30 protein-coding genes are annotated in these 26,701 nt (G+C 62.9%); 15 read left to right on the top strand and 15 right to left on the bottom strand.

The window, feature by feature from the left end; translation table 11 throughout:
• Positions 1-68: 68 nt before the first annotated feature.
• A complete protein-coding gene (locus tag PFU01S_RS17955) occupies positions 69-1,247 on the bottom strand; it encodes an acetyl-CoA C-acetyltransferase (RefSeq protein ID WP_028687620.1) in 1,179 nt (392 codons plus the stop codon).
• 287 nt (positions 1,248-1,534) lie between these two features.
• On the opposite strand from PFU01S_RS17955, the gene fabV reads away from it, so the two are divergent.
• The gene (gene fabV, locus PFU01S_RS17950; RefSeq protein WP_027914399.1) at positions 1,535-2,746 is read left to right on the top strand and encodes an enoyl-ACP reductase FabV; all 1,212 of its coding nucleotides are present in this window, start codon (positions 1,535-1,537) and stop codon (positions 2,744-2,746) included.
• Positions 2,747-2,848: 102 nt separating this feature from the next.
• Here the strand turns inward: fabV and PFU01S_RS17945 are convergent, their stop codons facing one another.
• The 6 genes from PFU01S_RS17945 to PFU01S_RS17920 all read right to left on the bottom strand — a co-directional run bounded on the left by PFU01S_RS17945 (position 2,849) and on the right by PFU01S_RS17920 (position 6,097).
• On the bottom strand, positions 2,849-3,190 hold the full coding sequence (locus PFU01S_RS17945; RefSeq protein ID WP_028687621.1) for a HopJ type III effector protein: 342 nt from the start codon (positions 3,188-3,190) through the stop codon (positions 2,849-2,851).
• On the bottom strand, positions 3,183-3,479 hold the full coding sequence (locus PFU01S_RS17940; RefSeq protein ID WP_027914401.1) for a DUF1244 domain-containing protein: 297 nt from the start codon (positions 3,477-3,479) through the stop codon (positions 3,183-3,185). The genes PFU01S_RS17945 and PFU01S_RS17940 overlap by 8 nt, the downstream gene beginning before the upstream one ends.
• A gap of 9 nt (positions 3,480-3,488) precedes the next feature.
• Entirely contained in the window at positions 3,489-4,226 is a 738-nt protein-coding gene (gene folM, locus PFU01S_RS17935; protein ID WP_027914402.1) for a dihydromonapterin reductase, read from the bottom strand.
• Between the two features lie 33 nt (positions 4,227-4,259).
• On the bottom strand, positions 4,260-4,820 hold the full coding sequence (locus PFU01S_RS17930) for an antibiotic biosynthesis monooxygenase (RefSeq protein ID WP_028687622.1): 561 nt from the start codon (positions 4,818-4,820) through the stop codon (positions 4,260-4,262).
• A gap of 172 nt (positions 4,821-4,992) precedes the next feature.
• Positions 4,993-5,610: a hypothetical protein gene (locus tag PFU01S_RS17925; RefSeq protein ID WP_023534363.1), complete on the bottom strand. Its 618-nt coding sequence runs from the start codon at positions 5,608-5,610 to the stop codon at positions 4,993-4,995.
• Between the two features lie 58 nt (positions 5,611-5,668).
• The gene (locus PFU01S_RS17920; RefSeq protein WP_028687623.1) at positions 5,669-6,097 is read right to left on the bottom strand and encodes a PAS domain S-box protein; all 429 of its coding nucleotides are present in this window, start codon (positions 6,095-6,097) and stop codon (positions 5,669-5,671) included.
• 111 nt (positions 6,098-6,208) lie between these two features.
• Here PFU01S_RS17920 and PFU01S_RS17915 point away from each other — a divergent pair, with 111 nt between their 5' ends.
• Together PFU01S_RS17915 and PFU01S_RS17910 are read left to right on the top strand one after the other, a co-directional pair.
• A complete protein-coding gene (locus PFU01S_RS17915; protein WP_028687624.1) occupies positions 6,209-6,664 on the top strand; it encodes a flavodoxin in 456 nt (151 codons plus the stop codon).
• Positions 6,665-6,888: 224 nt separating this feature from the next.
• Positions 6,889-7,791, top strand: coding sequence for an alpha/beta fold hydrolase (locus PFU01S_RS17910; RefSeq protein WP_028687625.1), 903 nt, complete (start codon positions 6,889-6,891; stop codon positions 7,789-7,791).
• A gap of 250 nt (positions 7,792-8,041) precedes the next feature.
• Here PFU01S_RS17910 and PFU01S_RS17905 read toward each other — a convergent pair whose 3' ends face one another.
• Positions 8,042-8,824, bottom strand: a complete 783-nt coding sequence (locus PFU01S_RS17905; RefSeq protein WP_027914407.1) for an IclR family transcriptional regulator — start codon at positions 8,822-8,824, stop codon at positions 8,042-8,044.
• Positions 8,825-8,993: 169 nt separating this feature from the next.
• On the opposite strand from PFU01S_RS17905, the gene hmgA reads away from it, so the two are divergent.
• From hmgA to maiA, 3 genes are read left to right on the top strand one after another with little or no spacing between them, the layout of a single operon-like run.
• Positions 8,994-10,295, top strand: coding sequence for a homogentisate 1,2-dioxygenase (gene hmgA, locus PFU01S_RS17900; RefSeq protein WP_027914408.1), 1,302 nt, complete (start codon positions 8,994-8,996; stop codon positions 10,293-10,295).
• Between the two features lie 3 nt (positions 10,296-10,298).
• Complete coding sequence (gene fahA / locus PFU01S_RS17895; RefSeq protein WP_028687626.1) at positions 10,299-11,591, top strand: fumarylacetoacetase; 1,293 nt, start codon at positions 10,299-10,301, stop codon at positions 11,589-11,591.
• 11 nt (positions 11,592-11,602) lie between these two features.
• Entirely contained in the window at positions 11,603-12,232 is a 630-nt protein-coding gene (gene maiA, locus PFU01S_RS17890) for a maleylacetoacetate isomerase (protein ID WP_028687627.1), read from the top strand.
• 18 nt (positions 12,233-12,250) lie between these two features.
• On the opposite strand, the gene PFU01S_RS17885 is transcribed toward maiA, so the two are convergent.
• Complete coding sequence (locus PFU01S_RS17885) at positions 12,251-13,057, bottom strand: SirB1 family protein (protein ID WP_028687628.1); 807 nt, start codon at positions 13,055-13,057, stop codon at positions 12,251-12,253.
• A gap of 123 nt (positions 13,058-13,180) precedes the next feature.
• Here PFU01S_RS17885 and PFU01S_RS17880 point away from each other — a divergent pair, with 123 nt between their 5' ends.
• On the top strand, positions 13,181-14,200 hold the full coding sequence (locus tag PFU01S_RS17880; RefSeq protein ID WP_028687629.1) for a Glu/Leu/Phe/Val dehydrogenase family protein: 1,020 nt from the start codon (positions 13,181-13,183) through the stop codon (positions 14,198-14,200).
• A 37-nt stretch (positions 14,201-14,237) separates the two neighbouring features.
• On the opposite strand, the gene PFU01S_RS17875 is transcribed toward PFU01S_RS17880, so the two are convergent.
• Entirely contained in the window at positions 14,238-14,501 is a 264-nt protein-coding gene (locus PFU01S_RS17875) for a YebG family protein (RefSeq protein ID WP_027914414.1), read from the bottom strand.
• Between the two features lie 218 nt (positions 14,502-14,719).
• On the opposite strand from PFU01S_RS17875, the gene PFU01S_RS17870 reads away from it, so the two are divergent.
• Positions 14,720-15,190, top strand: coding sequence for a phosphate-starvation-inducible protein PsiE (locus tag PFU01S_RS17870; RefSeq protein ID WP_027914415.1), 471 nt, complete (start codon positions 14,720-14,722; stop codon positions 15,188-15,190).
• A gap of 3 nt (positions 15,191-15,193) precedes the next feature.
• Here PFU01S_RS17870 and PFU01S_RS17865 read toward each other — a convergent pair whose 3' ends face one another.
• Complete coding sequence (locus PFU01S_RS17865) at positions 15,194-15,484, bottom strand: DUF3509 domain-containing protein (protein ID WP_027914416.1); 291 nt, start codon at positions 15,482-15,484, stop codon at positions 15,194-15,196.
• Between the two features lie 158 nt (positions 15,485-15,642).
• Positions 15,643-15,990, bottom strand: coding sequence for an HPF/RaiA family ribosome-associated protein (locus PFU01S_RS17860; RefSeq protein ID WP_027914417.1), 348 nt, complete (start codon positions 15,988-15,990; stop codon positions 15,643-15,645).
• A 239-nt stretch (positions 15,991-16,229) separates the two neighbouring features.
• Between PFU01S_RS17860 and PFU01S_RS17855 the strand changes: the two genes are divergently transcribed.
• The 6 genes from PFU01S_RS17855 to PFU01S_RS17830 all read left to right on the top strand — a co-directional run bounded on the left by PFU01S_RS17855 (position 16,230) and on the right by PFU01S_RS17830 (position 22,520).
• On the top strand, positions 16,230-16,535 hold the full coding sequence (locus PFU01S_RS17855) for a DUF3649 domain-containing protein (RefSeq protein ID WP_028687630.1): 306 nt from the start codon (positions 16,230-16,232) through the stop codon (positions 16,533-16,535).
• The gene (locus PFU01S_RS17850) at positions 16,532-18,109 is read left to right on the top strand and encodes a PepSY-associated TM helix domain-containing protein (RefSeq protein ID WP_027914419.1); all 1,578 of its coding nucleotides are present in this window, start codon (positions 16,532-16,534) and stop codon (positions 18,107-18,109) included. Before PFU01S_RS17855 ends, PFU01S_RS17850 begins: the two co-directional genes overlap by 4 nt.
• The gene (locus PFU01S_RS17845) at positions 18,109-18,435 is read left to right on the top strand and encodes a DUF3325 domain-containing protein (protein ID WP_027914420.1); all 327 of its coding nucleotides are present in this window, start codon (positions 18,109-18,111) and stop codon (positions 18,433-18,435) included. The genes PFU01S_RS17850 and PFU01S_RS17845 overlap by 1 nt, the downstream gene beginning before the upstream one ends.
• 4 nt (positions 18,436-18,439) lie before the next feature.
• Positions 18,440-19,009, top strand: coding sequence for an RNA polymerase sigma factor (locus PFU01S_RS17840; protein ID WP_028687631.1), 570 nt, complete (start codon positions 18,440-18,442; stop codon positions 19,007-19,009).
• On the top strand, positions 19,006-19,992 hold the full coding sequence (locus PFU01S_RS17835; protein ID WP_028687632.1) for a FecR family protein: 987 nt from the start codon (positions 19,006-19,008) through the stop codon (positions 19,990-19,992). Before PFU01S_RS17840 ends, PFU01S_RS17835 begins: the two co-directional genes overlap by 4 nt.
• A 137-nt stretch (positions 19,993-20,129) precedes the next feature.
• A complete protein-coding gene (locus PFU01S_RS17830; RefSeq protein WP_028687633.1) occupies positions 20,130-22,520 on the top strand; it encodes a TonB-dependent siderophore receptor in 2,391 nt (796 codons plus the stop codon).
• Here the strand turns inward: PFU01S_RS17830 and PFU01S_RS17825 are convergent.
• The gene (locus tag PFU01S_RS17825) at positions 22,517-23,404 is read right to left on the bottom strand and encodes a helix-turn-helix domain-containing protein (protein ID WP_028687634.1); all 888 of its coding nucleotides are present in this window, start codon (positions 23,402-23,404) and stop codon (positions 22,517-22,519) included. The two genes, PFU01S_RS17830 and PFU01S_RS17825, sit on opposite strands and share 4 nt — an antisense overlap.
• Positions 23,405-23,585: 181 nt before the next feature.
• On the opposite strand from PFU01S_RS17825, the gene PFU01S_RS17820 reads away from it, so the two are divergent.
• Positions 23,586-24,488, top strand: coding sequence for a DMT family transporter (locus PFU01S_RS17820; protein WP_027914425.1), 903 nt, complete (start codon positions 23,586-23,588; stop codon positions 24,486-24,488).
• Positions 24,489-24,547: 59 nt separating this feature from the next.
• Here PFU01S_RS17820 and PFU01S_RS17815 read toward each other — a convergent pair whose 3' ends face one another.
• Together PFU01S_RS17815 and PFU01S_RS17810 are read right to left on the bottom strand one after the other, a co-directional pair.
• Positions 24,548-25,522 (bottom strand): 2-hydroxyacid dehydrogenase, encoded by a 975-nt coding sequence (locus tag PFU01S_RS17815; RefSeq protein ID WP_028687635.1) that lies wholly within the window; start codon positions 25,520-25,522, stop codon positions 24,548-24,550.
• Between the two features lie 71 nt (positions 25,523-25,593).
• The gene (locus PFU01S_RS17810) at positions 25,594-26,523 is read right to left on the bottom strand and encodes a LysR family transcriptional regulator (protein WP_027914427.1); all 930 of its coding nucleotides are present in this window, start codon (positions 26,521-26,523) and stop codon (positions 25,594-25,596) included.
• Positions 26,524-26,701: the final 178 nt, after the last annotated feature.

Genomic DNA, 26,701 nt, shown 5'->3' with positions numbered 1-26,701 from the left:
TCGTGCATGGCAGGTGCCGCTGCGCACTGGCGTGCTTAGCGGCCCCCGGGTGCCCGTGGCTCGGTTGTTCAGCGCTCGATCGCCAGGGCCACGCCTTGTCCACCACCGATACACAGCGTGGCCAGGCCTTTCTTGGCATCGCGCTTGATCATCTCGTGCAGCAAGGTGACCAGCACGCGGCATCCGGATGCACCGATGGGATGACCCAGCGCAATCGCCCCACCGTTCACGTTGACCCGCGAAGCATCCCACGCAAGCGCCTTGCCAACCGCCAGCGCCTGGGCCGCAAACGCCTCGTTGGATTCGATCAGATCCAGGTCGGCCAAGTGCCAGCCTGCCTTGCCCAGGCAGCGTTCAGTCGCAGAGACAGGGGCGATCCCCATTACGGCAGGGTCGACTCCAGCGCTGGCATAGGCCGTGATCCTGGCCAGCACGGGCAAGCCCAATGCCTGGGCCTTTTCAGCGTTCATCAGCAGCACTGCCGCAGCCCCATCGTTGAGGCTGGAGGCATTCCCTGCCGTCACGCTGCCATCCTTCTTGAAGGCAGGACGCAGTTTGGCGAGGGATTCGACCGTGGTGTCCGAGCGTGGCTGTTCGTCTTGAGCGAAAACCTTGGGCTCGCCTTTTTTCTGGGGCAGCAAGATCGGGGTGATTTCAGCCTCGAAGCGGCCAGCGGCGATGGCTGCCACCGCCTTGCGCTGCGACTCGGCCGCAAAAGCGTCCTGCTGTTCGCGGCTCAGCCCGTACTCTTGCACCAGGTTTTCGGCAGTGATGCCCATGTGGTAATCGTTGAACGCGTCCCACAGGCCGTCGCTGATCATGCTGTCGATCAACTGACCATGGCCCATGCGCTGGCCGGTGCGGGCAGAAGGCATGACATAAGGGGCGAGGCTCATGTTTTCCTGGCCGCCGGCGATCACCACCTCGGCATCGCCGCAGCGAATGGCCTGGGCGCCCAGGTGCAGTGCCTTGAGCCCCGAGCCGCAGACCTTGTTCAGGGTCAAGGCAGGCACGCTGAACGGCAGGCCTGCCTTGATGGCTGCCTGACGAGCAGGGTTCTGCCCGGCGCCGGCCGTCAGCACCTGGCCCATGATCACCTCGTCGACCTGCGCCGGATCCAGCCCGGTTTGCTCCAACAGACGCTTGATCACGGCTGCCCCCAGGTCGACGGCCGGGACGCCAGCCAGGGCGCCCTGGAAGCTGCCGATGGCGGTGCGGGTCGCGGCGACGATCACCACTTCGTTCATGTTGTTGTTCTCCGTCTGAAGGTGAGGGCACCCAGCATCGGCCCATTTTGCTCATTTGTTAAGTTTGTTTTTGTTGCCTATTGATAGGAAAACCGAATCAATGCCTAGGCGCAGGAAGAGGGCGTCCGGACAGGGCGCTCCGTCGCCAGTCGGCCACCGATTTTGCATCGCTGCGCTCAACCCTTAAGATGTGTCGCCTGACCTGCGGGGTGAGTCTTACCCCTCAGTCCACTTTTGAAAACGCCCTGCGTGGCGTTATCGTGCATAAACCAGACGAGGTACAGACATTGGCCATCATTCATCCTAAGGTCCGCGGTTTCATCTGCACCACGACTCATCCCAAGGGCTGCGAGCTCAACGTCCGTGACCAGATCGAAGCCACCCGCAAACGGGGCGTACGCGAGGATGGTCCGAAGAAGGTGTTGGTCATCGGTGCATCCAGTGGCTACGGCCTGGCGGCGCGCATCACTGCCGCCTTCGGTTTCAAGGCCGACACCCTGGGCGTGTTCTTCGAAAAGCCAGGCACCGAAACCAAAGCCGGCACCGCCGGCTGGTACAACGCGGCGGCGTTCGACAAGTTCGCCAAGGCCGAGGGCCTGTACAGCAAGTCGATCAACGGTGACGCCTTCTCCGACGAAGCGCGGGCCAAGGTCATCGAGCTGATCAAGAACGACATGGGCGGCAAGGTCGACCTGGTCATCTATTCGCTCGCCTCACCGGTGCGCAAGCTGCCACAGACAGGCGAACTGGTGCGCTCGGCGCTCAAGCCGATTGGCCAGCCGTACAAGTCGACGGCCATCGACACCAACAAGGACGCCATCATCGAGGCCAGCATCGAGCCGGCCACCGAGCAGGAAATCGCCGACACCGTGACCGTCATGGGTGGCCAGGACTGGCAGCTGTGGATCGATGCCCTGGCCGGTGCCGATGTGCTGGCCGAAGGCGCCCGCACCGTCGCCTTCAGCTACATCGGCACCGAAATCACCTGGCCCATCTACTGGCACGGCGCCCTGGGCAAGGCCAAGCAGGACTTGGACGACACTGCTCTGCGCCTGGACCAGAAGCTGGCGGCTGACGTAAAGGGCGGCGCCAATGTGGCTGTGCTCAAGTCGGTCGTGACCCAGGCCAGCTCGGCCATCCCGGTGATGCCGCTGTACCTGTCGATGGTGTTCAAGATCATGCAGGAGAAGGGCGTCCACGAAGGTACCCAGGATCAGCTCGATCGCATGTTCCGTGACCGTATGTATCGCACCGACGGCGCGCCAGCGCAGGTCGACGAGAAAGGCCGTCTGCGCCTGGACGACTGGGAACTGCGCGATGACGTGCAGGACGCCTGCAAGGCCATGTGGCCACAGGTGACTACCGAGAACCTGTTCGAGCTGACCGACTATGCCGGTTACAAGAAGCAGTTCCTGAACCTGTTCGGCTTCGAGCGCACTGACGTGGACTACGACGCAGATGTGGCGACCGACGTGCAGTTCGATTGCGTCCAGCTGTAATCGAGCGCTCAGAGTTCAGATTACCGGGGCTGCCAGGCAGCCCCGGTAATCATGCTGCGATGCCGACCTCCAGGGCGCAGTCCACTCGATGGCAGCCCCTCATCAAGCCTTGCGCGACAGCGGCAGTGTCTCGAACTTGACGCCTGCCAGGCCATACGCGATCAGCGCACGGATATTCCCATGGTCATGGCCCTCGGGTGTGGCCTGCACAGCTCGATAATGCTCGCCAAAAGCCAGCAGCGCTTCACGATCACTCAATCCCTCGAGCAACGCCAGGCCCAAGGTCTTGCATGAACCTTCGTTCTGCCCGGCTGCGTTTTCGACGTCACCGTTGCTGAAGGCCCGGGGCTGATAGGCATAGTGTTCGGCAATGAATGCCAGGGTGTCAGCGAAAACATGTTCACCACTGTCCAGGCTGGCGCGCAGGGTAGTCAGATCAGTCACGGGGTTTTCCTTGTTCGAATGCGGCCTGCTGCTGGGGGCTGGCCTCTTTCTGGTACTGGGCCTTCCACTCGCCGTAAGGCATGCCGTAGACGGCTTCGCGCGCCTCGTCCAGGCTCAGGTCCAGCTGGCGCTCGTCGGCTGCCGCCTTGTACCACTTGGACAGGCAGTTGCGGCAGAACCCGGACAGGTTCATCAGGTCGATGTTCTGCACGTCGGTGCGTGAACGCAGGTGTTCCACGAGCCGGCGGAAAGCGGCGGCTTCCAGTTCGAGCTGTTGCTGTGGGGTCATTGGCTTCTCTCAAATGATGCGGTTTTTCAGGTGGCGGCCACCATTGATGACCACTTGGCTGCCGGTGCTGTACTGACTGGCAAGCAGGTACTTGACCGTCTCGATCAGCGGCCCGGCGCCCGGTTCGAATTCCAGTAGTGCCTTCTTCAGTGTCTGTTGGCGATAGGCTTCGTCGCCGCCCTCCTTGAGGATCAGCAGCCCAGGCAGAATACCGTTGACGTGCACCGTGGGCGCGTACTTTTCGGCGAACGACAACACCATGTTCTGCAGCGCGGCCTTGGTGGCGGCATAGCCGATGTGGCTTTTGCTGCCGCGCGAGGATGTCTCGTCGCAGACGTGGATGATGTCAGCCTTGTCGACCTTGGCCAACAGCTCGCCCAAGGCCAGGTTGAGATGATAGGGCGCTTCGACATGAAGGCGGAACATAGTCTCGAGGTTGGCCAGGCCATCGTCGAGCCACAGCGAAGCGTTGTGGATGACGGCGCGCAGGCCATCGTAATGGCTGTAGAGGTAGTCGACCAATGCCTGGCGATCGGCCACCTGGCACAAGTCTGCCGTGAACGGGATGATGTTGGGGTGTGGCGATTGCGGCTGGACGCTGCGGCTGGCACTGACCACCGTATGGCCGGCCTGGGCCAGTTCCATGGCCAGGGCCAGCCCGACGCGTTGGCTGGCTCCGGTTATCAGGATAGGGCTGTTCATGTTCGGGGCGGTCAACTGTATCTGTCGAGGGTTGCCGCCCAGCATACCCCAACTGCCCAGCGCGTGTGAGGCCTGCGCCTACCGGCTACGCCAGGCGTGTTCACGTGTTGACGAACCCTGCAGCCAGCCCGCCAGCAGGTGCGTTGAAAGGGGGATGAACAGGTACACCATCAGGGGGGTGAGCGCCAGGGTGCTCACAAGCACGCGTGGCAACAGGTCCATGCCTGCCAACCAGTGACCGAACAGCATATTGAAAGCCAGTGACACCGGAAAGAACGCCAGCCAGATCGCCGTGGCCTGCTTCCAACGGGGTGGTTTACGCACCAAGGCAGTGCCGAACCAGTCGTTTATGCCACTGACCCGTGCCTCTCTGGGGCGCTCGAACAGCCCGTTGCCCCGCTTGAGCCAGGCGCGCCGGGAAGCCGAATGTTCCCAGGCATGCAGGGTCGGCTCGTCACTGAAGCGGAAGATGATCTGAAACTCATCGCCGTCGCGCGGCGGTGCGAGAATCCCTGAGCCCAGGTAGCCGGGGAAGTCGGTGGCCAGCTGTTCGCCCTCATGGAGCCAGGCCAGCAAGTCTTCGTAGCGGCCGTCGGCGGCGCGCCGCGACACCATCAAGGTGACGGGGGATCTAGACATCGTGTATCTCCTGACGACGAGGCTGGCGGGTAGCTGGCCCCTTGGCTGTGTCGGCCGGGGTGGTGGTCGACTCAGTTAGGCATGCAAGAAGTGGGCGCGGATTATGGCGTATCGCCCAGGCAGGCGTAAGTCATAGGGTGGGTAAACACGGCGCGTTCGCCGGGTGTGGGCTTCAGCCGGGCATTTGCGTATGCAACTCAGGGTGAGCCAGCCGGTGCTTGTGGAGAATGAAATCGCGCAGGCGTTCGATGTCTTCCTGGGCAGTGCCACTCAGGTCATAAGCGGCCTTCGATCCGTCGATACGCCGGCCGAGCTTGCCGTGAAGCTCGATTGGGCAGACCCCGTCCGGGGCGAATCGGAGCGTGAAGACATCAGGGGCGTCAGGTAGGTCGCGCACTTGCACAAGCACACCTTTGACAGAAATGTCACACACCCAGAGCCCGCTGTCGTCACCATGGGCGTCGAGCAGCGCACAGGGCGGATCAAGGGTCAGTCGCCAGGGTCGCAGCCTGGGGCCTATCTCGAAAATGTCGGGCGCGCCCAGTTGCAATTGCAGCGTATGGAACTCGTCTTCGATCAGCTGCAGCGGAATGCTGATTTGCTGGTTGTCGACATGGGCCTGCAAGGTGACTTGCTCATGCGCGACCAGGCGCGTCAACAGGCCCTGGATGCGGCTGTCCCCATTGACCAGGAGGCTCGTCATGGCTTCGGCCATGTCGAACTGCGGGGAGTGCTGGACATCCTGGATATAGTCCAGCTCATCCTGGGTCAAAAGCGTGTCGGGGGGCATCTTGAAACTCGATGTGGATGGTTCTACAACCCAGTTGACTCCAAAAAACAACCGGGGTTCAGATCTGGTCACCGGCTTTCTGACGAACGCGCAGCTCGGCCAATTCGCGTTCCATTTCCACTTGCCGGGTAACGTCCTTCTGAATGCCGATGAAGTACAGGCGCTGGTCAGCCGCATGCCTTAGCGGGGTAATCGAAAGCTCGTTCCAGAATGTGGTGCCATCCTTGCGGTAGTTACGCAGCACTTCACGGCAGGCCCGGCCCTCTGCCAACGCCTTGCGGATGCGCGCGCGGCCCAGTTGGTCGCGGTCGTCTCCCTGCAGGAATCGGCAGTCCTGGTACAGGATTTCATCTCGGCTGTAGCCGGTTAGGCGCTCGAAAGCCGCGTTCACGTAGATGAGGATGGTGTCGTCGCCTTCCTGTTCGGCGACCACGATACCGTCGTCCGAGGCATCGACCATCGATTGCAGCAACTGCGCAGTGATCATGTGTAGGTCATGCAGTGAAGGGATGAGGGCCACGGGCATTACCACGGCCTTGTGCCAGCGCTGGGTGCTAGTATCCTACGATTTCACTCAGTATCGGAAACCTTTTCCCTGATGAAAGTCGTCATTATTTCCGGATCGGTGTACGGCACCGCCGAAGAAGTCGCCCGTCACGCCGAATCGCTGCTCAAGGCTGCTGGCCTGGAGGCCTGGCACGCCAACCGAGCCTCTTTGCCCGACCTGCAGGCGTTCGGCCCGCAGGCAGTGCTGGCGGTGACCTCCACCACCGGCATGGGCGAGCTGCCCGACAACCTCATGCCCCTCTATAGCGCCATTCGCGACACCCTACCGGCCGCCTGGCGTGGCCTGCCGGGTGCAGTCATCGCCTTGGGCGATTCCAGTTATGGCGATACGTATTGCGGCGGCGGCGAACAGATGCGCGAACTGTTTGCCGAACTTGGCGTGCACGAGGTGGTGCCCATGCTGCGGCTCGATGCCAGCGAGAGCGTGACACCGGAAACCGATGCCGAGCCGTGGCTGGCTGAACTGGCCCAGGCACTGAATGCCTGACGTTTTGCAGGACGGGAACGCAGCCGGCAACCAGGCAGGCTGCGCCTACCGCTGGTGCAGGTGACTCGCTCAGTCATCAAGCTGGCTGGCAACGCAAGTTCAAGCGCCTCGGCCGCTGGCTAGACTGTGTCTCGACATAGAGAGCACATGCAAGTGCCGAGGTGACATGCAATGACAGCAGCCTTGCCCTATCGCGTCCATATTCCTTAACCCGGTGCCTTCCGATGCCCATGGCCGAAATTCCATTGTGCGTCTGGCGTACCCGGGGACAGAGTTTCACATTCCGGGGCCAGAGCATCCGCTACTGGACCGCAGGGCAAGGAACGCCCCTGCTTTTGCTACATGGTTTTCCTACAGGGAGCTGGGACTGGCATTACCTGTGGGGGCCTCTGGCCCAGCGCTATCGGGTGGTGGCCTGCGACATGCTAGGGTTCGGCGATTCGGCCAAACCGGTTGATCACGTCTATAGCCTGATGGAGCAGGCCGACTTGCAGCAGGCCTTGCTGGCTCACCTGCAGATCGAGCAGCCGGTGGATGTGCTGGCTCATGACTACGGCGGTAACGTGGCTCAGGAACTGCTGGCTCGGCATCATGAACAGCGTGCCAGTATCGCCAGCTGCGTCTTTCTCAACAGCGGCCTGTTTCCTGAAGGCTGTCGCATGCTGCTGCTGCAGAAGCTGCTGCTAAGCCACCTGGGGTGGTTGGTGGCGCGTTCGTTCAGCCGTGATGACTTGGTGCGTCACCTGACCCGTGTCTACGGGCCGTGTACCCACCCGAGCGAAAGCGTGCTCGACGACTTCTGGAGCATGCTGGCTGCCAATCGCGGCACGCGCGTGCTGCACAGGCTTGCCGGTTACGTGCCTGAACGCATGCGCCACCGTGATCGCTGGACACAGGCGCTGCAAGGGACGGTGCCGTTGCGTCTGATCGCTGGCGCAGTCGATCCCCTTTATGGCGCGCACATGGTCGAACACTACCGTCGGCACGTACCGACCGCCGATGCCGTGCTGTTGCAGGGTATTGGTCATCATCCGCATACCGAAGCGCCGCAACAGGTGTTGCGTCATTACCTGGCGTTCAGGGAGCCCGCCCAGGCGTTCGGCTCGCTCAAGGTGGCCCAGTCCTGACCCGTTGAAGCGGCAACCAGGCCCTTGAGCACTAAATCGCAGGCAAAAAAAACCGCTGCCTTTCGCAGCGGTCAATCGAGACGTCAGATCAAGGAGCTTCAAAATCTACGTCGATACACCTGGCTGACACCGCGAGCGGGGGGAGAGCCCTCGGTGGCAGCCAGTGATCCGATAATAAGCAATTGAATCCGCTGGAAAAACCGCATACGGCGACATTCACCGTTACATACCAGGCAACAGTCTGCAGTACTCAAGGCGCTGGGCAGTGCCCCATGCGCCAGCTTGTCTCGCGCGTGGCAGCCAGTAGCCGCTGCGCCGCAGGGCCTTGTTCATCGGCCTGGAACATCGACGTGGGCCCCACCACCGTCATCACCGCAGCGATCTGCCCCATGGCGTTGAAGATCGGTGCTGACAGCGCATCCACACCCGGCATCAGCAGCCCGTGGATGTGGTGCAGGCCGCGTTCACGTATACCTGCCAGTACCTGCTGATAATCATCAGGCCGCTGCTTGAGCTGGGTCAGCTCGCGCGCCATCAGGTCCACGGTTTCCCGCTCAGGCAAATGGGCCGCGAACACCAGCCCGGTGGACGAGGTCAGCAGCGGCAATACCGAGCCGATCTGCGTCACCACGGTGACGGCGCGCACGGCCGGTTCGATGCTTACCACGGTCGCCCCCTGGTTGCCCCACACCGCAATGAAGCAACTCTCGTTCAATTCATCACGCAGCTGGGAGAGCGGCAACGCGGCGACTTTCAGTACATCGATGCTGCCCAGCGCGGCCATGCCCACGCGCAATGCTTCGCGCCCCAGACCGTAATGATTGGTGGCCGCATTCTGTTCGGCGAACCCGCTGGCAATCAAGGCTTGCAGGTAACGATGCACCTTGCTCGCCGGCATCTGGACATGCTCTGCGAGCCTGGACAGTGACGTAGAAGGCGAGAGTTCGGCCAATGCCTTGAGGATGTCGGTGCCCACCTCGGCTGAGCGGACCTTCTGCTTGCCGTTGTCGGTAGGGGAGCTGGCTTTGGCCATCGGTAGGATCATCCGCGAGTCATCGAGTCGCGCCTTTATAGCTTGACGCCTGGCGCAGAGCAAATTACGTTATTCGTAATCTGATTACGATAAAAACAATGCAGATGCGCCGCCGTTCCCTCGGGCAGCAGCAACTGCTCCCACAGGCCGCCCCGGCCCGGAGGCATCGATGAATCGCGACCCTGCACCTGACCTTCACTACCTCAGCGGTTTCGGCAACGAATTCACCAGCGAAGCGTTGCCAGGCGCATTGCCGGTCGGGCAGAACTCGCCTCAGAAAACTCCCTATGGGCTCTATGCCGAGCTGCTCTCCGGCACAGCGTTCACCATGGCCCGTCATGAGCTGCGCCGCACCTGGATGTACCGCATCCGGCCGTCGGCCGCTCACCCGCGTTTCGAGCGCCTTGCGCGCCAGCCTCTGAGCGAGGCGTTGGGTACGATCACGCCCAACCGCCTGCGCTGGAACCCGCAGCCCATCCCGCAAACGCCGACCGACTTCATCGAGGGTTGGGTGCCCATGGCGGCCAATGGCCCTGCTCATGCGCCTGGCGGTGTGAGCATCTACATCTACTGCACCAACCGCTCCATGGAGCGCGTGTTCTTCAACGCCGACGGCGAGCTGTTGCTGGTGCCTGAGCAAGGTCGCCTGCGCATCGCCACCGAGCTGGGTGTCATGCAGGTCGGCCCGCTTGAAATTGCAGTGATTCCCCGCGGCATGAAATTTCGCGTCGAGCTGGTCGATGCCCAGGCGCGTGGCTACCTTGCCGAAAACCACGGCGCGCCCCTGCGCCTGCCGGACCTGGGGCCCATCGGCAGCAATGGCCTGGCCAACCCTCGCGATTTCGAAACGCCGGTGGCCGCTTATGAACAAACCACCGGGCCAGTGCAGCTGGTACAGAAATTCCTGGGGGAGCACTGGGCATGTGAACTCCAGCATTCGCCGCTGGACGTGGTGGCCTGGCACGGCAGCAACGTGCCTTACAAATACGACCTGCGCCGCTTCAATACTTTGGGCACCGTCAGCTTCGACCACCCGGACCCCTCGATCTTCACCGTGCTCACCTCACCGACCAGTGTGCACGGCCTTGCCAACATGGACTTCGTGATCTTCCCGCCGCGCTGGATGGTGGCCGAGAACACCTTCCGTCCACCGTGGTTCCACCGCAATCTGATGAACGAGTTCATGGGGCTGATCGACGGTGCCTACGATGCCAAGGCCGAAGGCTTCGTGCCCGGTGGCGCCTCCCTGCACAGCGTCATGAGCGCCCATGGCCCGGATGCCGAGACGTGCGACAGGGCCATCGCCGCCGAGCTTGCCCCGCACAAGATCGAGAACACCATGGCGTTCATGTTCGAGACCAGCCAGGTGCTGCGCCCGAGCCAGTACGCCATGGCCTGCCCGCAGTTGCAGACCGACTACGACAGCTGCTGGGCCACCTTGCCCAGCACCTTCAACCCGAACCGGAGATAACCCATGAACCAACACGCTATCGCCCGCAGTTGGGTGAGCCATGCCAATGGGCACAGTGACTTCCCGCTGCAGAACCTGCCCTTGGGTATCTTCAGTCGTGGCAGCGAGGCCAGACGCTGTGGCGTGGCCATCGGCGATGCCATCCTCGACCTTGAGGCGGTGCTGGGCTTGGGTTTGTTCGAAGGTCAGGCCAAGGCGGCGGTACTCGCTACGCAGGGCGGCACCTTGAATGGGTTCTTCGCACTGGGGCGCGGAGCGCGCGTGGCGCTGCGTGAACGGCTGCTCGAGTTGCTCGGTGAGCAGTCCGAGCACCAGGCAATGCTGGAAGGGGCGCTTTACCCCGCCAGCACTTGCCAGATGCACGTGCCGGCCCAGATCGGCGATTACACCGACTTCTACGTGGGCATCGAGCACGCCCGCAACATCGGCAAGTTATTCCGCCCCGACAACCCCTTGCTTCCCAACTACAAGTACGTGCCCATCGGCTATCACGGCCGTGCATCGACCATTCGCCCCTCCGGGACGGATGTTCGCCGGCCCAAGGGCCAGACATTGCCCGCCGGGCAGAGCGAACCGAGCTTCGGCCCGTGTGCGCGGCTGGACTACGAGCTGGAGCTGGGCATCTGGATCGGGCAGGGCAATGACATGGGCCAGGCCATCCCCATCGGCGATGCCGCCGAGCACATCGCGGGCCTGTGCCTGCTCAACGACTGGTCGGCGCGAGACATCCAGGCGTGGGAATACCAGCCACTGGGGCCGTTCCTGTCCAAAAGCTTCGTGACCACGATTTCGCCCTGGGTCGTCACGGCCGAGGCGCTGGCGCCCCTGCGCTGCGCTCAGCCGGCCAGGCCGCAAGGGGATCCCCAGCCGCTGTCCTACCTGCTCGACAAGCGTGATCAGGCAGCCGGTGCATTCGACATCGAACTGGAGGTGCTGCTGCTCACCGAACGCATGCGGGAGGAGGGGGCTACGCCGCACCGCCTGGCCCTGAGCAACACCCGCAGCATGTACTGGACGGTGGCCCAGCTGGTGGCGCACCACAGTGTCAACGGTTGCCAGTTGCAACCCGGCGACCTGTTCGGTTCCGGCACCCTGTCAGGTGCCACCCCAGGGTCCTATGGCAGCTTGCTGGAAATCACCGAGGGCGGTAAGCACCCGGTGGAGTTGCCCAATGGCGAAGTGCGCAAGTTTCTGGAGGACGGCGACGAAGTCATCCTGCGGGCACGGGGTGTGTGCGACGGTGAGGTGAGCATCGGGTTCGGCGAGTGCCGTGGCCGGGTCATCGCGGCCAACTGAGGAGCGCAGGCATGGAGCTGTATACCTATTACCGTTCCACCTCGTCCTACCGGGTGCGGATTGCCTTGGCCCTCAAAGGGCTGACCTTCCGTGCACTGCCCGTCAATCTGCTGCAAGGCGAGCATCGGCAAGCCGGTTACCTGGGTATCAATCCCCAGGGCCGGGTACCCACCCTGCGTACAGACGGTGGCGAGCTGCTGGTGCAATCCCCAGCGATCATCGAGTACCTGGAAGAGGCCTACCCGCAGCCCGCCCTGCTACCGGAAGGTGCAGCGCAGCGCGCCAAGGCCCGCGGGGTGGCGGCGATCATCGGCTGCGACATCCACCCCCTGCACAACGTCAGCGTGCTCAACCGCCTGCGTGAAGCGGGCCAGGATGAAGTGCAGATCAACCAATGGATCGGTCATTGGATAAGACAGGGGCTGGGGGCTGTCGAGCAGGTGATCGGCGAGGGTGGGTATTGCCTGGGCGATACCCCTGGCCTGGCGGATGTCTACCTGATACCGCAGCTTTATGCCGCCGAGCGATTCGGGATCGACCTAGGGCGTTACCCGCGCATCCGCAGAGTGGCGGCGTTGGCGGAGCAGCATCCGGCGTTCATGCAGGCTCATCCTTCGCGTCAGTCCGATACACCGCGGTGAGCCGCGTTCGATTGGTGATCAATGAAGGGAGCGGCTTGTCGAGGGCAATTGCTCCAGACGCTCGTTCAATACGAGTCGCTGCACAGGGTCTTCCGTGAGCAGCAACGCATGTTCCAGGTCGAAGCGTTCGGCGTGCGGGCAATCGAGTTGCCTGTACAGGCTTGCCCGGGCCAGGTAGTCGCCAACCTGGGCGGGCCCCAGTTGCATGACGCGCTCGGCATCGATCAGCGCCGCGAGTGGGGCATCATTACTGGTGTGCAGGTGGCGCAAGTTGCGTGACAGCCGTTGCAGCATCTGCATCGCGCTGGCCGGGCGCAGGTGCTCGGCGCTCAACGCGGTGCCAGGGCCGTACTGGCGGATCAGCAGCTCCCGGCAATCATTGGGGTAAAGACGCCGACCGCCGCAGGGGTCGAGCAAATGGTCGGCACCCGGCACGCGCAATAGGAAGTGCCCCGGGAAGCTGACACCTTCGAGTGGAATGGACAAACGTTGCGCAAACTCCAGTGCCAGGATGGCCAAGGCCAACGGTTGGCCGCGTCGCCTTGTCAGCACATGGTTCATCAAGGCAGCGTGCGGACGCAGCGGCAGGTATTCATCCTGTTGGAAACCTAACGCGTTGAGCTGGCGCAAAAGCGGCTGGGCAAGTTCAGTGGCCGCCACCATGGGCAGATGAATGCTGATGGTGTGCTGCATGTTCTGGCAGACGGCCTGGCAGGCATCAGGGTCGACGCTTGGGTCATGTTCGGCGGCGATCCACAGCGCAGCTTGCAGCAGGGCGGCAGGCTTGTTTTCAAGGCAGGCCAGGCAGGCTTGACGTGGCTTCATGGGCTTCTCCACTCACCCTTGAGTAATAGCCGGCCAGAGCGGTTTCGTCCAGTTGTCCGGTAGCCCGGCCTGCCCGGTTCAGGTGCCTATACTGGATGCTGCACCTCATGGGGGAGCCAGGCCATGTTCGCACTGATGCAAAGCACCCGTACTCAGTCACTGCATGTGTTCAACGATCCGCAGACAGGCCTTGAAGCCGTCGTGGTCATTCACAGCGAGCGGTTCGGGCCGGCCATGGGCGGTTGTCGCTACCTGGCCTACACCGATCATGAGAGTGCCATCACCGATGCAGTCACCCTGGCCCAGGGCATGAGCTACAAAGCGGCAATGGCGGGCCTGCCGTTCGGGGGCGGCATGGCGGTCATTTTGCGCAGTCCGCATGTGAACGACCGCGCCGCCCTGTTCGAGGCACTCGGCCGCTGCATCGATAGCTTGCAAGGGCGACTGCTCATTGCCCTGGACAGCGGCACCTCGACGCTGGACATGGATTGCCTGGCGCAGGGCACCCCCCATGTTGTCAGCACGACGGCGCTGGGTGACCCTGCCCCACATGCGGCGATGGGGGTATTCGCGGGCCTGCGCGCCACCGCCCATGCACGGCTGGGCAGCCACAACCTGGAAGGGCTGCGTGTTGCCGTTCAGGGACTGGGGAGCGTGGGGTATGCGCTGGCCGAACATCTGCATGCATCCGGTGCAGACCTGCTGGTCAGCGACCTGGAGCCAGGCCGGGTGCGACTTGCAGTGGAGCAGTTCGACGCACAACCGATTGCCCACGATGCGCTACCCAGTACACCTTGCGACATCTTCGCCCCGTGCGGCGTAGGCCCGGGATTGAATGGGCAAAGTATGATGCAGTTGAGGTGCGCGGCGGTGGCAGGCGCTGCGAATAATCAGCTGGCATCGCTGCATGTTGCCGATCAGTTGGAGGGGCGAGGAATTCTCTATGCGCCTGATTACGTGATCAACGCAGGCGCCCTGATCTACTCGGCGTTGGCTCACAAGGGCGAAAGAGCGGAGGCGATCACCGCCCATATTGCCCGTATACCTGCCCGACTCACCGAAGTGTTCGGCCATGCCCAGGCTGAAAAGCGTTCACCTGCACGTGTGGCGCAGGCGCTGGCGGAACGTTTGCTGTACGCGTGATTTCCGCGCCCTTAGGCAATCAAGGCACCAGCGATCGCTATTGAGCAGCATCGCTTTCGAGCAGTTCACCCAGCGCGTCAGGCTGGCTCTTGAACGCCCTAGCAAACACGTCGCGGTTCTTCGCCATGTAGATACCAGCTTCTTCTACCTGCTGCTCGCTCAATGATGGCACGGCCTTGTGCAGCACTTCTGCCAGGCGCTCAGCCAGTTCAAGCATCTTGTCGTGACGGTCTGCTTCGGCTTTATCCATGAACAAGCGCTCCGGGTCGCGGCTGCTGCGATACACCACTTCGACGGCCATTCATCACCTCTATGCCTTTTTGCTGTTAACGATTTACTGTATCTATATACAGTAATGGCATTCTCCGAATCGCGCAACCCTGAATTTCCCGGGTGCTGCGCGTGTCCTGCGTCACTCGACCACCTTCCAAGCCCCTGTGCCTGGCCCTTTAACTGCATGGCACAAGCGTCATACGGGTAGCGCATCATTTTTTGGATAGCTTTGGGGAGTCGTTGATCGTGAACATCAAATGGGCAGAAAAACTGCGCAAAGGCTTGCATGGTTCAGCCGATTCGCTGGGCAACCTGTGCGTCGAAGGCTTTCACTACCTGGCCTTGTTCGGCATCGGTGCGATAACCGCCTATGCCGCTGTGGTGACCTTCCTGGACATGCTCGGCAAGGGTGGGATCAGTGTGGATGACATCCTGCTGCTGTTCATCTACCTGGAGTTGGGCGCCATGGTAGGCATCTATTTCAAGACCAACCACATGCCCATCCGCTTTCTACTGTACGTGGCCATCACGGCGCTCACCCGCCTGTTGATTGGCGACGTGTCGCACCACAAGGCGCCGGATGTAGGCTTGCTGTACGTGTGCGGGGGCATTCTGCTGCTGGCATTGGCCATTCTGGTGGTGCGCTACGCGTCGTATCGCTATCCGTCGACCAAGGCCCTGGATGCCAGCGGCAAGGATGTGGAAGAGGGCAAGTAACCCTCAGTTGGCCACGACGTTGCGTGCTTGGCCGCCACCGGGGCGCGTGAGGGCGGCGAGCACTTGCATGGGGTTCTGGCTGCGGTCTATCGCCAGACCCAGGCGGATGCTGTCGATGACCCGTTGCAAACGAGCAGGGTCGTTGCGTTGCGCCTGGCTGATCAAGCGTTTGGCGGCAATGCCCGCCTCGTCAGACAAGGTGAGCATGATGCTCCCGTCTAGCGCCTCGATGCTCAGGTTGACCCGGTACTGGGGGCTGAACGCTGCACTGATCTGATCGAATGGGTTGGTCATGATGGCGCTTCTGCAACGTGATGATGCAGAAATTGACTGGCGGGGGCGGGAGCAGGTTCCAACCGTTTATCGGTCGTGACAGGCGCAGTAGTGCAAGGCTGAGCCCCTGCGGCTGGATAAGGCAAGGGCCGCTGCGCGGCCCTATTCTGGTCAGGTGATCAAGCCTCCGGATCACTCAGCTCCAGCACGCCACGCTTGCTGCGCAACTTGCCGTACAGATGCTCCAGCGCGTGGGTCAGCTTAATAGCCGCGCCTTCCACCGCCTGGTCAAGCGAATTGGCCGTATGGGTCACCGAGATCGGCTGATGGCCTTTGGGGCGAGCCTCCATCTGGCAGCGCTTGTCCTGTGGTCCGGGTTTGCCGCCGTTTTCATCGCGCAGGTGCACCTCGATACGGGTGAGGTCTTCCTCGTAGCGCTCCAGCGTGTCTTGCACCGTGTTGCGGACCCACTCGTCGAGCCGGGCATTGCCATCGATGTGGTTGCTGCTGTTGACCTGGATTTGCATGATTCAATCCTTATTCAGCTTGCTCGCGTGGAGACGCCAGGCCCTTGAGACCCTTGGAATTTCTGCGCCTCTTGACTCTAAGGTCAGGCAAGCGAACAGCGAATTCAACCCCCTCGAAAAAATAAATGTCTTGTAGCAAAGCCGATTGCTCACTTTTGCCCGGCATGCTGTCGGCCATGCTTTGCATATGAGAATCCATATCATTATTATTGCTGGCCTGACCCTTTCCGGACTTCGTCATGACCCATAAACCCGCCAGCCTCACGCCCAGCTATCGCCTGGCCGTGGCTTCACGCAGCCTGGCGGCGTTGCTCGGCGGTTACCTGTTGGCGTCTACGGCCAGTTTCTGCGTGGCAGTGTCGCTGCCCGTGGCGCCGGTCGACGCCACGCTGATCGGCCTGATGCTGTCGTTCGTGTTCTACGTGCTGGCATTCATCGGTTGCTTTGCCTGCCGTGATGCCTGGCGAGCGTGGCTGGGCGTGTTGATACCGAGCCTGGTGCTCGGGCTGCTTGGCGCACTGGTCCATTGGATGAAATTGCCATGAAAGAAGGCTTCCGCCAGGCGATGGCCTGGCTGCATACCTGGACGGGCCTGCTGTTCGGCTGGCTGCTCTTTGCCATCTTCCTCACCGGCACCCTGTCGTACTTCAAGGAAGAAATCACCCACTGGATGCAGCCTGAGATAAGCCATCACGCCGCCAGCCCGCAGGCCGCACTGGAGGCGGCGCAGCGCTACCTGCAACGTCAGGCGCCCGCTTCGCAAAGCTGGTTCATTCGTTTGCCCAATGAGCGCGAAGCAGGTGTGAAGGTCGGGTATCGGGATGCGAACGGCGGGCCGCGCGGTTTCGTCACTCAGACCCTCGATGCGAAGACCGGCGAGCCCGTCACGGCGCGCGACAGTCGTGGCGGTGAGTTCTTCTACCGGTTCCACTTCCAGCTGCAGATGCCTTATCCGTATGGCCGCTGGCTGTCGACATTCTGCGCCCTGATCATGCTGCTGGGGCTGGTCACCGGCATCATCACCCACAAGAAGCTCTTCAAGGAATTCTTCACCTTTCGTCCTGGCAAAGGCCAGCGTTCCTGGCTGGACGGTCACAACGCCATTGGCGTGCTGGTGCTGCCGTTTCACCTGATGATCAGCTACAGCAGCCTGGTGCTGTTCATGTACCTGGTCATGCCCGCAGGGCTGATGGCGCATTACGGCGATGACACCTCGAAGTATTTCAATGATCTGTTTGGGGGAGGGGAGGCGCCCAAGGCAGCCCAGGTCGCCGCGCCGCTTGCACCACTGCCGGGTCTGTATGCCCAGGTCCAGGCGCTGCAACCAGGGGCGCGGGTGGGCAACATTCGGGTCGAGAACCCGGGCGACAGCAACGCCCGGGTCACCTTCACTCAATCTGCCGCCGACCACGTTGCCTATCGTCGCAGTGCCAACTGGACCTTCGACGGCGCCACAGGCGCGCTGCTCGAACAAGGCAAGCCCGAAAGTGGCGCCATGCTGACGGCATTCAGTTTCGCCGGGTTGCACATGGGCAATTTTGCTGGCCCTTGGCTGCGATGGCTGTATTTCTGCTTCGGGCTGGCGGGCACCGCTGTAATCGGGACCGGCCTGGTGATGTGGTTGGACAAGCGCCAGCTCAAGCATGCCAAAGCCCCACGCGTTCCACGTGAGCTGCGTCTGGTGGAAGTGCTCAATATCGTCAGCATGAGTGGGCTGCTGTTGGCAGTGGCCAGCTTTTTCTGGGCTAACCGGCTGCTGCCGGTGGCGCTTGAAGCCCGTGCCGACTGGGAGGTCAACGCGTTTTTCATCACGTGGGGCCTGGCGCTGGCGCATGCCATTGCGCGTAGCGGTCGCCGGGCCTGGGGTGAGCAATTGGCACTCGGGGCGCTGGCCTTCATGCTGTTGCCCCTGCTCAACGCGCTGACCACGGCGCACGGGCTCGACCACGCCATCATCGATGGCGACTGGAGTATGGCGGGGTTCGACCTCACCGCACTGGGCTGCGGCGTATTCCTGGCCTGGCTGGCAAGCAAGAAGCTGCGCCCTGCGGTGGCCTCGGCCAAGCTTTCCCGTTCACGCGCCAGCCAGGTTGGCCATGAAACGGCGCAGGCCCGATGATGTTCGGTATCGCCTTGATCGCCTTTGCGGGTTTCGCCGCCTTGTGCCTGGCCATGCCCAAGCACTTCGAAACGCTGTTGGGGCGCACGCCTGGTCCAGGACAACCGCAGCTATTACGCGTGACCGGCTGGCTCATGCTGCTGGTCTCGTTGGCCCTTGCTGTGCAGTCGCGGGGCTGGGCTCACGGCTTGGTGGAGTGGACGGCCGTGGTGATGGCAGGTGTGACCTTGTGGGTGTTCGCGTTGCCGTATCTGCCGCGCTTGCTGGTCGGCATGGCCGCCGTCAGCGCATTGCTGGGGCCGTTGCTGGTCCTGTCAGCCGGGTGATGCCATGAGCCCCACGACGCAGAACGATGGCTCGGACGGTGAATCGAGCGCTCGTGCCCGCTTTATCCAGGTCTTCATGGCCCAGCGCGCGCGCATGGAGGCGCTGGTCAGTCGCCGGGTAGGCTGCCGGGCCACCGCGTCCGACCTGGTCCAGGAACTGTTCTTGCGCTTCTGGGGGCGTGCGCAGGTCAAGGTCGAAGCCCTGGACACCTACTTGATGCGCTGCGCCGGCAACCTGGCCATCGATCACTTGCGCAGCGAGAGCAGCCGACAGCGTGCTGTCGCTGATGCTTCACAGGACAGCGCGCACCTTGTGAGCCAGACGCTGGAGCAGACCCTGGAGGTGGATGACGATCTGCAACGTATCGAAAACGCCTTGCGTGCGTTACCCGAGCGTACCCGGCAGATCTTTCTGCTCAACCGTGTCCACGGTTGCACGTACAGCGAAATAGCACTCGCCATGCAACTGTCCCAAAGCGCCGTGGAAAAACATATGATGCGTGCCCTGCAAGCCTGCAAGGCCAGTGTCGCCCTGGCCGCGCCCATTCCACGACGACCACGGGGCACGCCGTGACGACCACGTTAGCTGCTGTCACCCAGGCACAATCCGATGCCGCCCTGCAGTGGCTTGTACGCATCAACGGGCAGCCCGAGCAGGCCCGCTGCGCGGCGTTCAGGCGTTGGCTGCTGGCCGATCCCCGGCACCCGGTTGCGTACGAGCAGGCGCAGGCGCTGTGGAACCACAGTGCTTCCGCTGCCGCGACCCTGGCCGATGAAGACCGGCTGGCCCTGCAACACTACCTCGACCGGATGACGCCGCCTGCTACGAGGCGCCCCAGGCGTTGGCGTGCAGGGGCGCTGGCCATGGCCGCTTGCCTGATCATGGCCATTGGCATGCTCGTTGGATGGCAGCCCGGGCACTGGCTGCTGGATCTGCGCGCCGACTACAGTACGTCGGCCGAACGGCGCGAAGTGACCTTGCCGGACCACTCGGCGGTCACGCTGGACGCCCACAGTGCGATTGCCGTGCATTTCGACAAAGGCCAGCGACGCGTGCGGTTGCTGCACGGCGCCGCGTTCTTCAAGGTCACCCACACTGGCGAGCCCTTTGTGGTGCAGGCCGCGGATGGGCAGGTGCGAGTGCTGGGAACCGAGTTCGAAGTACGCGAGCAGGGCGCCGCCACCCAGGTCACCGTACGCGCCGGTCGCGTAGCGGTCCGCCCATCCAAGGGAGCCGTGGCCCGTGAGCTGATTGCCAACCAGCAGGTGAGCTACAGCGCGGGGCAGGTCAGCCACACGTTGTCGGTCGACAGCGAGCAGCGTCTGGCATGGCGCGAAGGTTGGCTGACCTACTCCCAGGCGCCGCTGGCGCAAGTGGTCGAGGAGCTGGGTCGCTATTACCCCGGTCACATCGTGCTGCTCAACGAAGCATTGGGGCACCGTGAAGTCAGTGGTAGTTTCCCCATTGCCGAACCGCTGCAGGCGCTGGACTCACTGGGTGCAGTGTTGGGCTTTTCGCGTCAGACGGTGCTTGGGCGGTTCACGGTTATCCGTTGAATGCTGGTCGTTATGCACCTGATGCCATGCTCTCAAAAAAACTTCATCCCGCAGGTGAGGTATCACCACCCCTCAACCGTGTAGTGCGTGGAAGTGCGATTCATTCGCACTCAACACCCTCTCTCAGGTCAGCGTTCATGAAGTCTACCTTGCGTTGCGTTCCCCTCTGGCTCGGTCTTGCAGTACTCCCGCCGTTCGTCTACACCCCAGCGGTGAGTGCGGCGCAACGCGCGCAAGCTTACACCTTCGACCAACCCGCCCAGCCACTGCTCCAGGCCCTGGACGCCTTCAGCCGCGTCACCGGGCAGAGCGTGGTCCATACCCTGACGCTGCCTGCCGTGCAGGCGCCTGCGCTGCGCGGGGCCTTGAGCGCCGAGCGAGCGTTGCAACGCTTGTTGGGTAATGCCGGGCTGATCTGGCGACGGGTCGATGCCCATACCTTCACCCTGGAGGCGCTGGACACCGCAGGTGCCTTGAACCTGCAGGCCACCACCGTGACTTCGCAGCTCGACAGCTCAAGCTATCAGCCGCCGGCCACCACCTCGATCATGCGTGGCCAGGGCCCCACTCAGGACATCCCCCAGGCGATCAACGTGGTGCCTGCCCAAGTGCTGCGCGACCAGGCGCCGCGCAACCTTGACGATGCCCTGGCCAATGTCAGCGGCATTACCCAAGGCAACAATTTCGGCGGTACCTCCGACACCGTCATGAAGCGCGGCTTTGGCGACAACCGCGACGGCTCGATCATGCGCGATGGCATGCCGTTGGTGCAGGGCCGCAGCCTCAGTGCCAGCACTGAGCGGGTCGAGGTGCTCAAGGGGCCGGCTTCGCTGCTGTACGGCATCCAGGATCCAGGCGGCGTGATCAACGTGGTCAGCAAGCGGCCGCAGTTGCAGGCCTACAACGCCCTGACTGCACGCGGCTCGACCTATGGCGATGGCAAGAACGGCAGCGGTGGCGGGTTCGATAGCACCGGCGCGCTGGGGGACAGCAACATGGCCTACCGCCTGATTGCCGACCATACGGACGAAGACTACTGGCGCAACTATGGCGTGCGCCGCGAGACGCTGCTGGCCCCCTCGCTGGCCTGGCTGGGCGAGGATACCCAAGTGGTGGTGGCCTACGAGCACCGTGAGTTTCTCTACCCGTTCGACCGCGGCACGGCCTTCGGTAACGACGGTCATCCGCTTGACATCCCAGCCACTCGGCGCCTGGATGAGCCGTTCAACGATATGCAGGGCCGCTCCGACCTCTACAGCCTGCAACTGGACCATCAGCTTGCCGACGACTGGAAACTGCACCTGGGCTACAGCTTCAACCGGGAAACCTATGACGCCAGCCAGGTACGCGTGACCGGGGTCAACCCGCGCACCGGCACACTGTCGCGCAGCATCGATGGCACGCGCGGTGCCATGAGCCGGGACCAGTTCGTCACGGCGAGCCTGGCTGGCACGGTCCAGTTGGCAGGCCTGCAGCATGACCTGCTGGTGGGCCTGGACCATGAAGACCGCAAGGTGTACCGCGCCGACCTGATCCGCCAGACGCCGCGCACCTCCTTCAGCTACCTGAACCCCGTGTACGGGCGTGAAGTGGAAGGCAGCACGGTACGCGCCTCCGACAGTGACCAGACCGACAAGCTGCGCACCGACGCCCTGTTCATGCAGGATGCGCTGCACCTGGACGATCACTGGATCCTGGTGGCCGGTGGGCGCTTCCAGCAATATGACCAGTACGCCGGTCGCGGGCGCCCGTTCAATGCCAACACCGACATCAGTGGGCAAACCTGGGTCCCCCATGCGGGGGTGGTGTACAAGGTCGATGAGCAACTCTCGTTCTACGGCAGCTACAGCGAGTCGTTCAAGCCCAACTCGACCATCGCGCCACTGGCCGGCAACGTGGTGCTCGACGGCGCCATCGCCCCGGAAGAGGGTAAGTCGTGGGAGCTTGGGGCCAAGCTCGACGTGCCGGGGCGTATCACGGGTACCCTGGCCTTGTTCGACATCACCAAGCGCAACGTTCTGGTGTCCAACTTCGATTCGAGTACCCGCGAGACGGTTTACAGCAATGCCGGTGAAGTGAACTCCCGGGGCGTCGAGCTGGACCTGACCGGCCAGTTGAGCGAGCGCTGGAGCCTGATCGGCAGCTACGCCTTCACCGATGCCAAGGTCACCCAGGACCCGGCCCTCAAGGGCAACCGCCTGCAGAACGTGGCGCGGCACGGCGCTTCGTTGTCCGCCGTCTACGATTTCGGCAGCCTGTTCGGTGGCGACAGCCTGCGCGCCGGTGCCGGGGCTCGTTATGTGGGCGAGCGTACCGGCAATGCGACCAACACCTTCGACCTGCCGTCCTACACAGTGTCCGACGCCTTCGCCAGCTACGAGACCCAACTGGACGAGCACACCGTTCGTCTGCAACTGAACGTCAAGAACCTGTTCGACAAGGTGTACTACAGCTCGTCGGTGAACCAGTACTTCGTGGCGGTGGGCGATGCGCGGCAGGTGAGCGTATCGGGCACCTTCGAATTCTAGCGACCGGCCCTTCGGCCCAGGGCTTGGCGATACTCCCCAGGCGTGGCCGCCAGCACCTGGCGGAAGCGATTGCTGAAATGGCTGGCACTGGCGAACCCGCAGGCCAGGGCCACCTCGCCCAAGGGCGCATGGCCCAGCCGCAGCAGCAGGCACGCCCGGTGCAGGCGCCGGGCCAGCAGGTATTGATGGGGTGGCAAGCCGAAGCTCACGCGAAACATGCGTGCGAAATGGTACTCGGACAGGTTGCACCGCACGGCCAGCTCGCCAAGGGTAAGGGCATGCTCCAGGTGTGCCTCGATGTAGTCGATCAACTGGCGGCGCTGGCTGGGTGCCAGCCCGCCCTTCAGGCGCAGACCTTGGCGCAGGCCCACCTGGCTGAGCACGGCGTGGTCGACGATCTCGTGCGCCAGGCTGCTGGCCAGCAAACGCTCGGCCGGCTCGTTCCAGTCAAGGCCTGACAACTGGCGAAAGCGCAGGGCCTGCCCGGGGTCGTCCAGGAAGGTCGCCTCCTGCAGTTGCAGCGCCCGCGGTTCCCGGTCGAGCAGGCGTACGCACCCCAGCGCAAACTGCGTTGGGCTCACATACAAGTGGGCCATGCGGATGGCCCCGTTAATCACCCAGTTCGACTCGTGCTCGGCCGGCAATACGCACAGCTTGTCCGGAGCACCTTTGTCGGCCGGGCGTTGGCGTCGAAAGGTGCCGGTACCGTCGGCCAGGTAGCAGGAGAGGGTGTGGTGGCTGGGTGCCTGGTAGTCGCGGGCATCGTCGCGGTTGCGCCACAGCGCAGCCGCCAGCCCATCGCCCAGGTGCGCGCTGAGCTCCAGCCGGGCGTTGGGTGATGCATGCATGACATTGAACACTTGCAGCTGGGTGAATGGCGTCATCGGGGCCTACCTCTGCTGCACATGCTACTGCGGCCAAGGACTGGTGACAGCGCCCTGATGCGCAAAAGCGCAAGTTTATGCAAGCAGGGCAGGGACACCGAGCGAAATACTGGCGATGCCCGGTACCCAGGCATGCCTGCCTTGGCCGGGACACCCGTGGACGGCCCAAAGGAAACACACCATGAACCTGTCGCTCTACCTGCTCACCGTGCTGATCTGGGGTACGACCTGGATTGCCCTGAAATTCCAGCTGGGTGGGGTCGCCATCCCGGTATCCATCGTCTATCGCTTTGCCTTGGCAGCGCTGATCCTGTTTGCCGTGCTGTTGCTCACCCGGCGCCTGCAGCCCATGGGGCGGCGCGGCCACCAGATTTGCCTGGCCCAGGGGTTGTGCCTGTTCTGCATCAACTTCATCTGCTTTCTCAGCGCCAGCCAATGGATCGCCAGCGGCCTCATTGCCGTGGTGTTCTCAACCGCCACCTTGTGGAACGCGATCAATGCCCGGCTGTTTTTTGGCCGGCAGGTAGCCCCGCATGTACTTGGCGGTGGGGCCCTGGGTTTGCTGGGCCTGGGCCTGCTCTTCTGGCCGGAGCTGTCGCACCATGCGGCCAGCCGCCAGACCCTCTATGGCCTTGGCCTGGCACTGCTCGGCACCTTGTGTTTTTCGGCAGGCAACATGCTCTCGAGCGTGCAGCAGGCGGCCGGGCTCAAGCCCATGACCACCAACGCCTGGGGCATGGCGTATGGGGCAGGCATGCTGGCGATCGCCTGCCTGTTGGGTGGGATTCCCTTCGAGATGGAGTGGAGCACACGCTACGTGGGCTCACTGCTCTACCTGGCGGTGCCGGGCTCGGTGATCGCGTTCACGGCGTATCTGACCTTGGTCGGTCGCATGGGGCCGGAACGCGCGGCCTACTGCACGGTGCTTTTCCCGCTGGTGGCCCTGAACGTGTCGGCGGCCGTCGAAGGCTATCAATGGACGCCCACCGCCTTGCTTGGCCTGGTGGCGGTGATGGCGGGCAATGTGCTGGTGTTTCGCAAACCCAAGGCTGCGCGTAGTTCCGAGGTGCCACGGCCTGCCTAGGCCTGGTCATGAAGCCGGGCCGCACTGGTGGCGGCCCGTGCGCTCAGCAACGCCCGTGCTCAGCCTTTCCACACCTGAGGGTTGACCAGGTCCCTCGGCCGCTCGCCCAGCAGCGCCGCGCGCAAGTTGTCGATGGCGCGGTTGGCCATCGCCTCGCGCGTCTCGGCGGTCGCCGAACCAATGTGGGGCAGGGTCAGGGCATTGGGCAGGCTGAACAGCGGGGAGTCGGTCAGGGGTTCCTTTTCATACACGTCCAAGCCGGCACCTCGGATCGTGCCGTCCTGCAGGGCCTGGAGCAATGCTGCTTCGTCCACCACTGGCCCGCGGGCGATGTTGATCAGAAACGCCGAGGGCTTCATTAGCTTCAGCTCGCGGGCGCCGATCAACTGGCGCGTGGCATCGGACAGCGGCACCACGATGCAGACGAAGTCGGCTTCGCCCAGCAGTTGCTCGAGGCTGCGCATCTGCGCACCCAGTTCCTGCTCCAGAGCCGTCTTGCGGCTGTTGCCGCTGTAGATGACCGACATGTTGAAGCCCAGACGACCCCGCCGCGCAATGGCGGCGCCGATGTTGCCCATGCCGACGATGCCCAGGGTCTTGCCATGTACGTCACTGCCGAACAGCGCAGGCCCTACGCTGGCCTGCCAATGGCCGGCCTTGGTCCAGGCGTCGAGCTCTGCGGTCCGCCTGGCGCAGCCCATGATCAAGGAAAAGCCCAGGTCGGCCGTACTTTCAGTGAGCACGTCCGGTGTATTGGTGAGGGCGATGCCCCGTTCGTTGAAGTAGTCCAGGTCGTAGTTGTCGTAGCCCACTGACACGCTGGACACCACTTCGAGCTTGCCAGCCCCTTCGAGCTGGGCACGCCCCAGCTTGCGGCCCACCCCAATCAGGCCGTGGGCATGCGGCAGGGCTTCGTTGAACTGCGCGTTGACGTCACCGCGTTTGGGATCGGGCATGATCACGGTGAAATCGTGCTGCAAGCGCTCGGCCATGGCCGGGGTGATCCGGCTGAAGGCAAGGACGGTCTTTTTCATCGTTCACCTGAAGGCAAAACCCTGAAGCTACAGGTTGTGCGCAGCAGGCTGCAACCCTTGCCGGTGGTGGCTCAATGCGCTTTCAGGTCGGCTTCATGGGCCGCGAGGATTTCCGGCAGCGAGTTGCGCAGGTACTCCACCCAGGTCTTGATCTTGGCGTCCAGGTACTGGCGCGACGGGTAAATGGCATACAGGTTGAGTTCCTGCAGCCGGTATTGCGGCAGGATTCGCACCAGGGTGCCGTTGCGCAAGCCTTCGATGGCCGAATAGATCGGCAATACCCCCACCCCCATGCCACTGCGAATGGCCGTGCGCATCGCATCGGCCGTGTTGACCATGAAGGGTGAGCTGGTGATGTTGACCATTTCCTGGCCTTCGGGACCATCGAACAGCCATTTTTCAAGCGGTATCACCGGGCTGACCATGCGCAGGCAGGCATGCTTGAGCAGATCGGCCGGCTTCTGCGGCACGCCATGACGGGCAATGTAGGCCGGCGACGCGCAGACGATGCTGTAGGTGATGCCCAGCCGTTGTGACACGAAGCCTGAGTCCGGCAGCTCGGTGGCCAGCACGATGGACACGTCGTAACCTTCGTCGAGCAGGTCGGGCACGCGGTTGGCCATGGTCAGGTCGAAGGTCACGTCCGGGTGCGATTCGCGGTAGCGGGCGATCGCATCGACCACGAAATGCTGGCCCACCCCGGTCATCGAGTGCACCTTCAACTGCCCGGCCGGGCGGGCATGGGCGTCGCTGGCCTCGGCCTCGGCTTCTTCGACGTAGGTCAGAATCTGTTCGCAGCGCATCAGGTAGCGCTTGCCGGCTTCGGTCAGCGCGATGCGGCGGGTGGTGCGGTTGAGCAGGCGTGTTTGCAGATGCGCTTCCAGGTTGGAGACGGCCCGCGACACGTTGGCGGTGGTGGTATCCAGCTGGCCCGCTGCGGCCGTGAAGCTGCCGAGCTGGGCCACGCAACTGAAGGCACGCATGTTTTGCAGGGTGTCCATGGGTCACTCTCGATCTAGAGGACAAAATTGTGTCACGAAGTCGCGCAACCAGGATGAAAAGTTGCGTTCGACCAAAGGCTGATTATCGCTGTTTCAGTAACAAAGATTCGCAGGAATCAGCGCTTATCGCCAGTGTGGCCGCCCCCTAGAATTGCCCAGCCCCTCCACCTCTTCCTCG

This window comes from Pseudomonas fulva NBRC 16637 = DSM 17717 (genome assembly GCF_000730565.1).
GTDB lineage: Bacteria > Pseudomonadota > Gammaproteobacteria > Pseudomonadales > Pseudomonadaceae > Aquipseudomonas > Aquipseudomonas fulva.
The sequence above is the reverse complement of the archived record's forward strand: the minus strand, read 5'-3'. Positions and strand labels throughout refer to the sequence as shown.

Coding starts and splice junctions, on each gene's coding strand:
- PFU01S_RS17955 (WP_028687620.1), bottom strand. CDS start 1,247: ATGAACGAAGTGGTGATCGTCGCCGCGACCCGCACCGCCATCGGCAGC.
- PFU01S_RS17940 (WP_027914401.1), bottom strand. CDS start 3,479: ATGACCCCACAGCAACAGCTCGAACTGGAAGCCGCCGCTTTCCGCCGG.
- folM (WP_027914402.1), bottom strand. CDS start 4,226: ATGCTGGGCGGCAACCCTCGACAGATACAGTTGACCGCCCCGAACATG.
- PFU01S_RS17930 (WP_028687622.1), bottom strand. CDS start 4,820: ATGTCTAGATCCCCCGTCACCTTGATGGTGTCGCGGCGCGCCGCCGAC.
- PFU01S_RS17925 (WP_023534363.1), bottom strand. CDS start 5,610: ATGCCCCCCGACACGCTTTTGACCCAGGATGAGCTGGACTATATCCAG.
- PFU01S_RS17920 (WP_028687623.1), bottom strand. CDS start 6,097: ATGATCACTGCGCAGTTGCTGCAATCGATGGTCGATGCCTCGGACGAC.
- PFU01S_RS17915 (WP_028687624.1), top strand. CDS start 6,209: ATGAAAGTCGTCATTATTTCCGGATCGGTGTACGGCACCGCCGAAGAA.
- PFU01S_RS17910 (WP_028687625.1), top strand. CDS start 6,889: ATGCCCATGGCCGAAATTCCATTGTGCGTCTGGCGTACCCGGGGACAG.
- PFU01S_RS17905 (WP_027914407.1), bottom strand. CDS start 8,824: ATGGCCAAAGCCAGCTCCCCTACCGACAACGGCAAGCAGAAGGTCCGC.
- hmgA (WP_027914408.1), top strand. CDS start 8,994: ATGAATCGCGACCCTGCACCTGACCTTCACTACCTCAGCGGTTTCGGC.
- fahA (WP_028687626.1), top strand. CDS start 10,299: ATGAACCAACACGCTATCGCCCGCAGTTGGGTGAGCCATGCCAATGGG.
- maiA (WP_028687627.1), top strand. CDS start 11,603: ATGGAGCTGTATACCTATTACCGTTCCACCTCGTCCTACCGGGTGCGG.
- PFU01S_RS17885 (WP_028687628.1), bottom strand. CDS start 13,057: ATGAAGCCACGTCAAGCCTGCCTGGCCTGCCTTGAAAACAAGCCTGCC.
- PFU01S_RS17880 (WP_028687629.1), top strand. CDS start 13,181: ATGTTCGCACTGATGCAAAGCACCCGTACTCAGTCACTGCATGTGTTC.
- PFU01S_RS17875 (WP_027914414.1), bottom strand. CDS start 14,501: ATGGCCGTCGAAGTGGTGTATCGCAGCAGCCGCGACCCGGAGCGCTTG.
- PFU01S_RS17865 (WP_027914416.1), bottom strand. CDS start 15,484: ATGACCAACCCATTCGATCAGATCAGTGCAGCGTTCAGCCCCCAGTAC.
- PFU01S_RS17860 (WP_027914417.1), bottom strand. CDS start 15,990: ATGCAAATCCAGGTCAACAGCAGCAACCACATCGATGGCAATGCCCGG.
- PFU01S_RS17855 (WP_028687630.1), top strand. CDS start 16,230: ATGACCCATAAACCCGCCAGCCTCACGCCCAGCTATCGCCTGGCCGTG.
- PFU01S_RS17850 (WP_027914419.1), top strand. CDS start 16,532: ATGAAAGAAGGCTTCCGCCAGGCGATGGCCTGGCTGCATACCTGGACG.
- PFU01S_RS17845 (WP_027914420.1), top strand. CDS start 18,109: ATGTTCGGTATCGCCTTGATCGCCTTTGCGGGTTTCGCCGCCTTGTGC.
- PFU01S_RS17840 (WP_028687631.1), top strand. CDS start 18,440: ATGAGCCCCACGACGCAGAACGATGGCTCGGACGGTGAATCGAGCGCT.
- PFU01S_RS17830 (WP_028687633.1), top strand. CDS start 20,130: ATGAAGTCTACCTTGCGTTGCGTTCCCCTCTGGCTCGGTCTTGCAGTA.
- PFU01S_RS17825 (WP_028687634.1), bottom strand. CDS start 23,404: ATGACGCCATTCACCCAGCTGCAAGTGTTCAATGTCATGCATGCATCA.
- PFU01S_RS17820 (WP_027914425.1), top strand. CDS start 23,586: ATGAACCTGTCGCTCTACCTGCTCACCGTGCTGATCTGGGGTACGACC.
- PFU01S_RS17815 (WP_028687635.1), bottom strand. CDS start 25,522: ATGAAAAAGACCGTCCTTGCCTTCAGCCGGATCACCCCGGCCATGGCC.
- PFU01S_RS17810 (WP_027914427.1), bottom strand. CDS start 26,523: ATGGACACCCTGCAAAACATGCGTGCCTTCAGTTGCGTGGCCCAGCTC.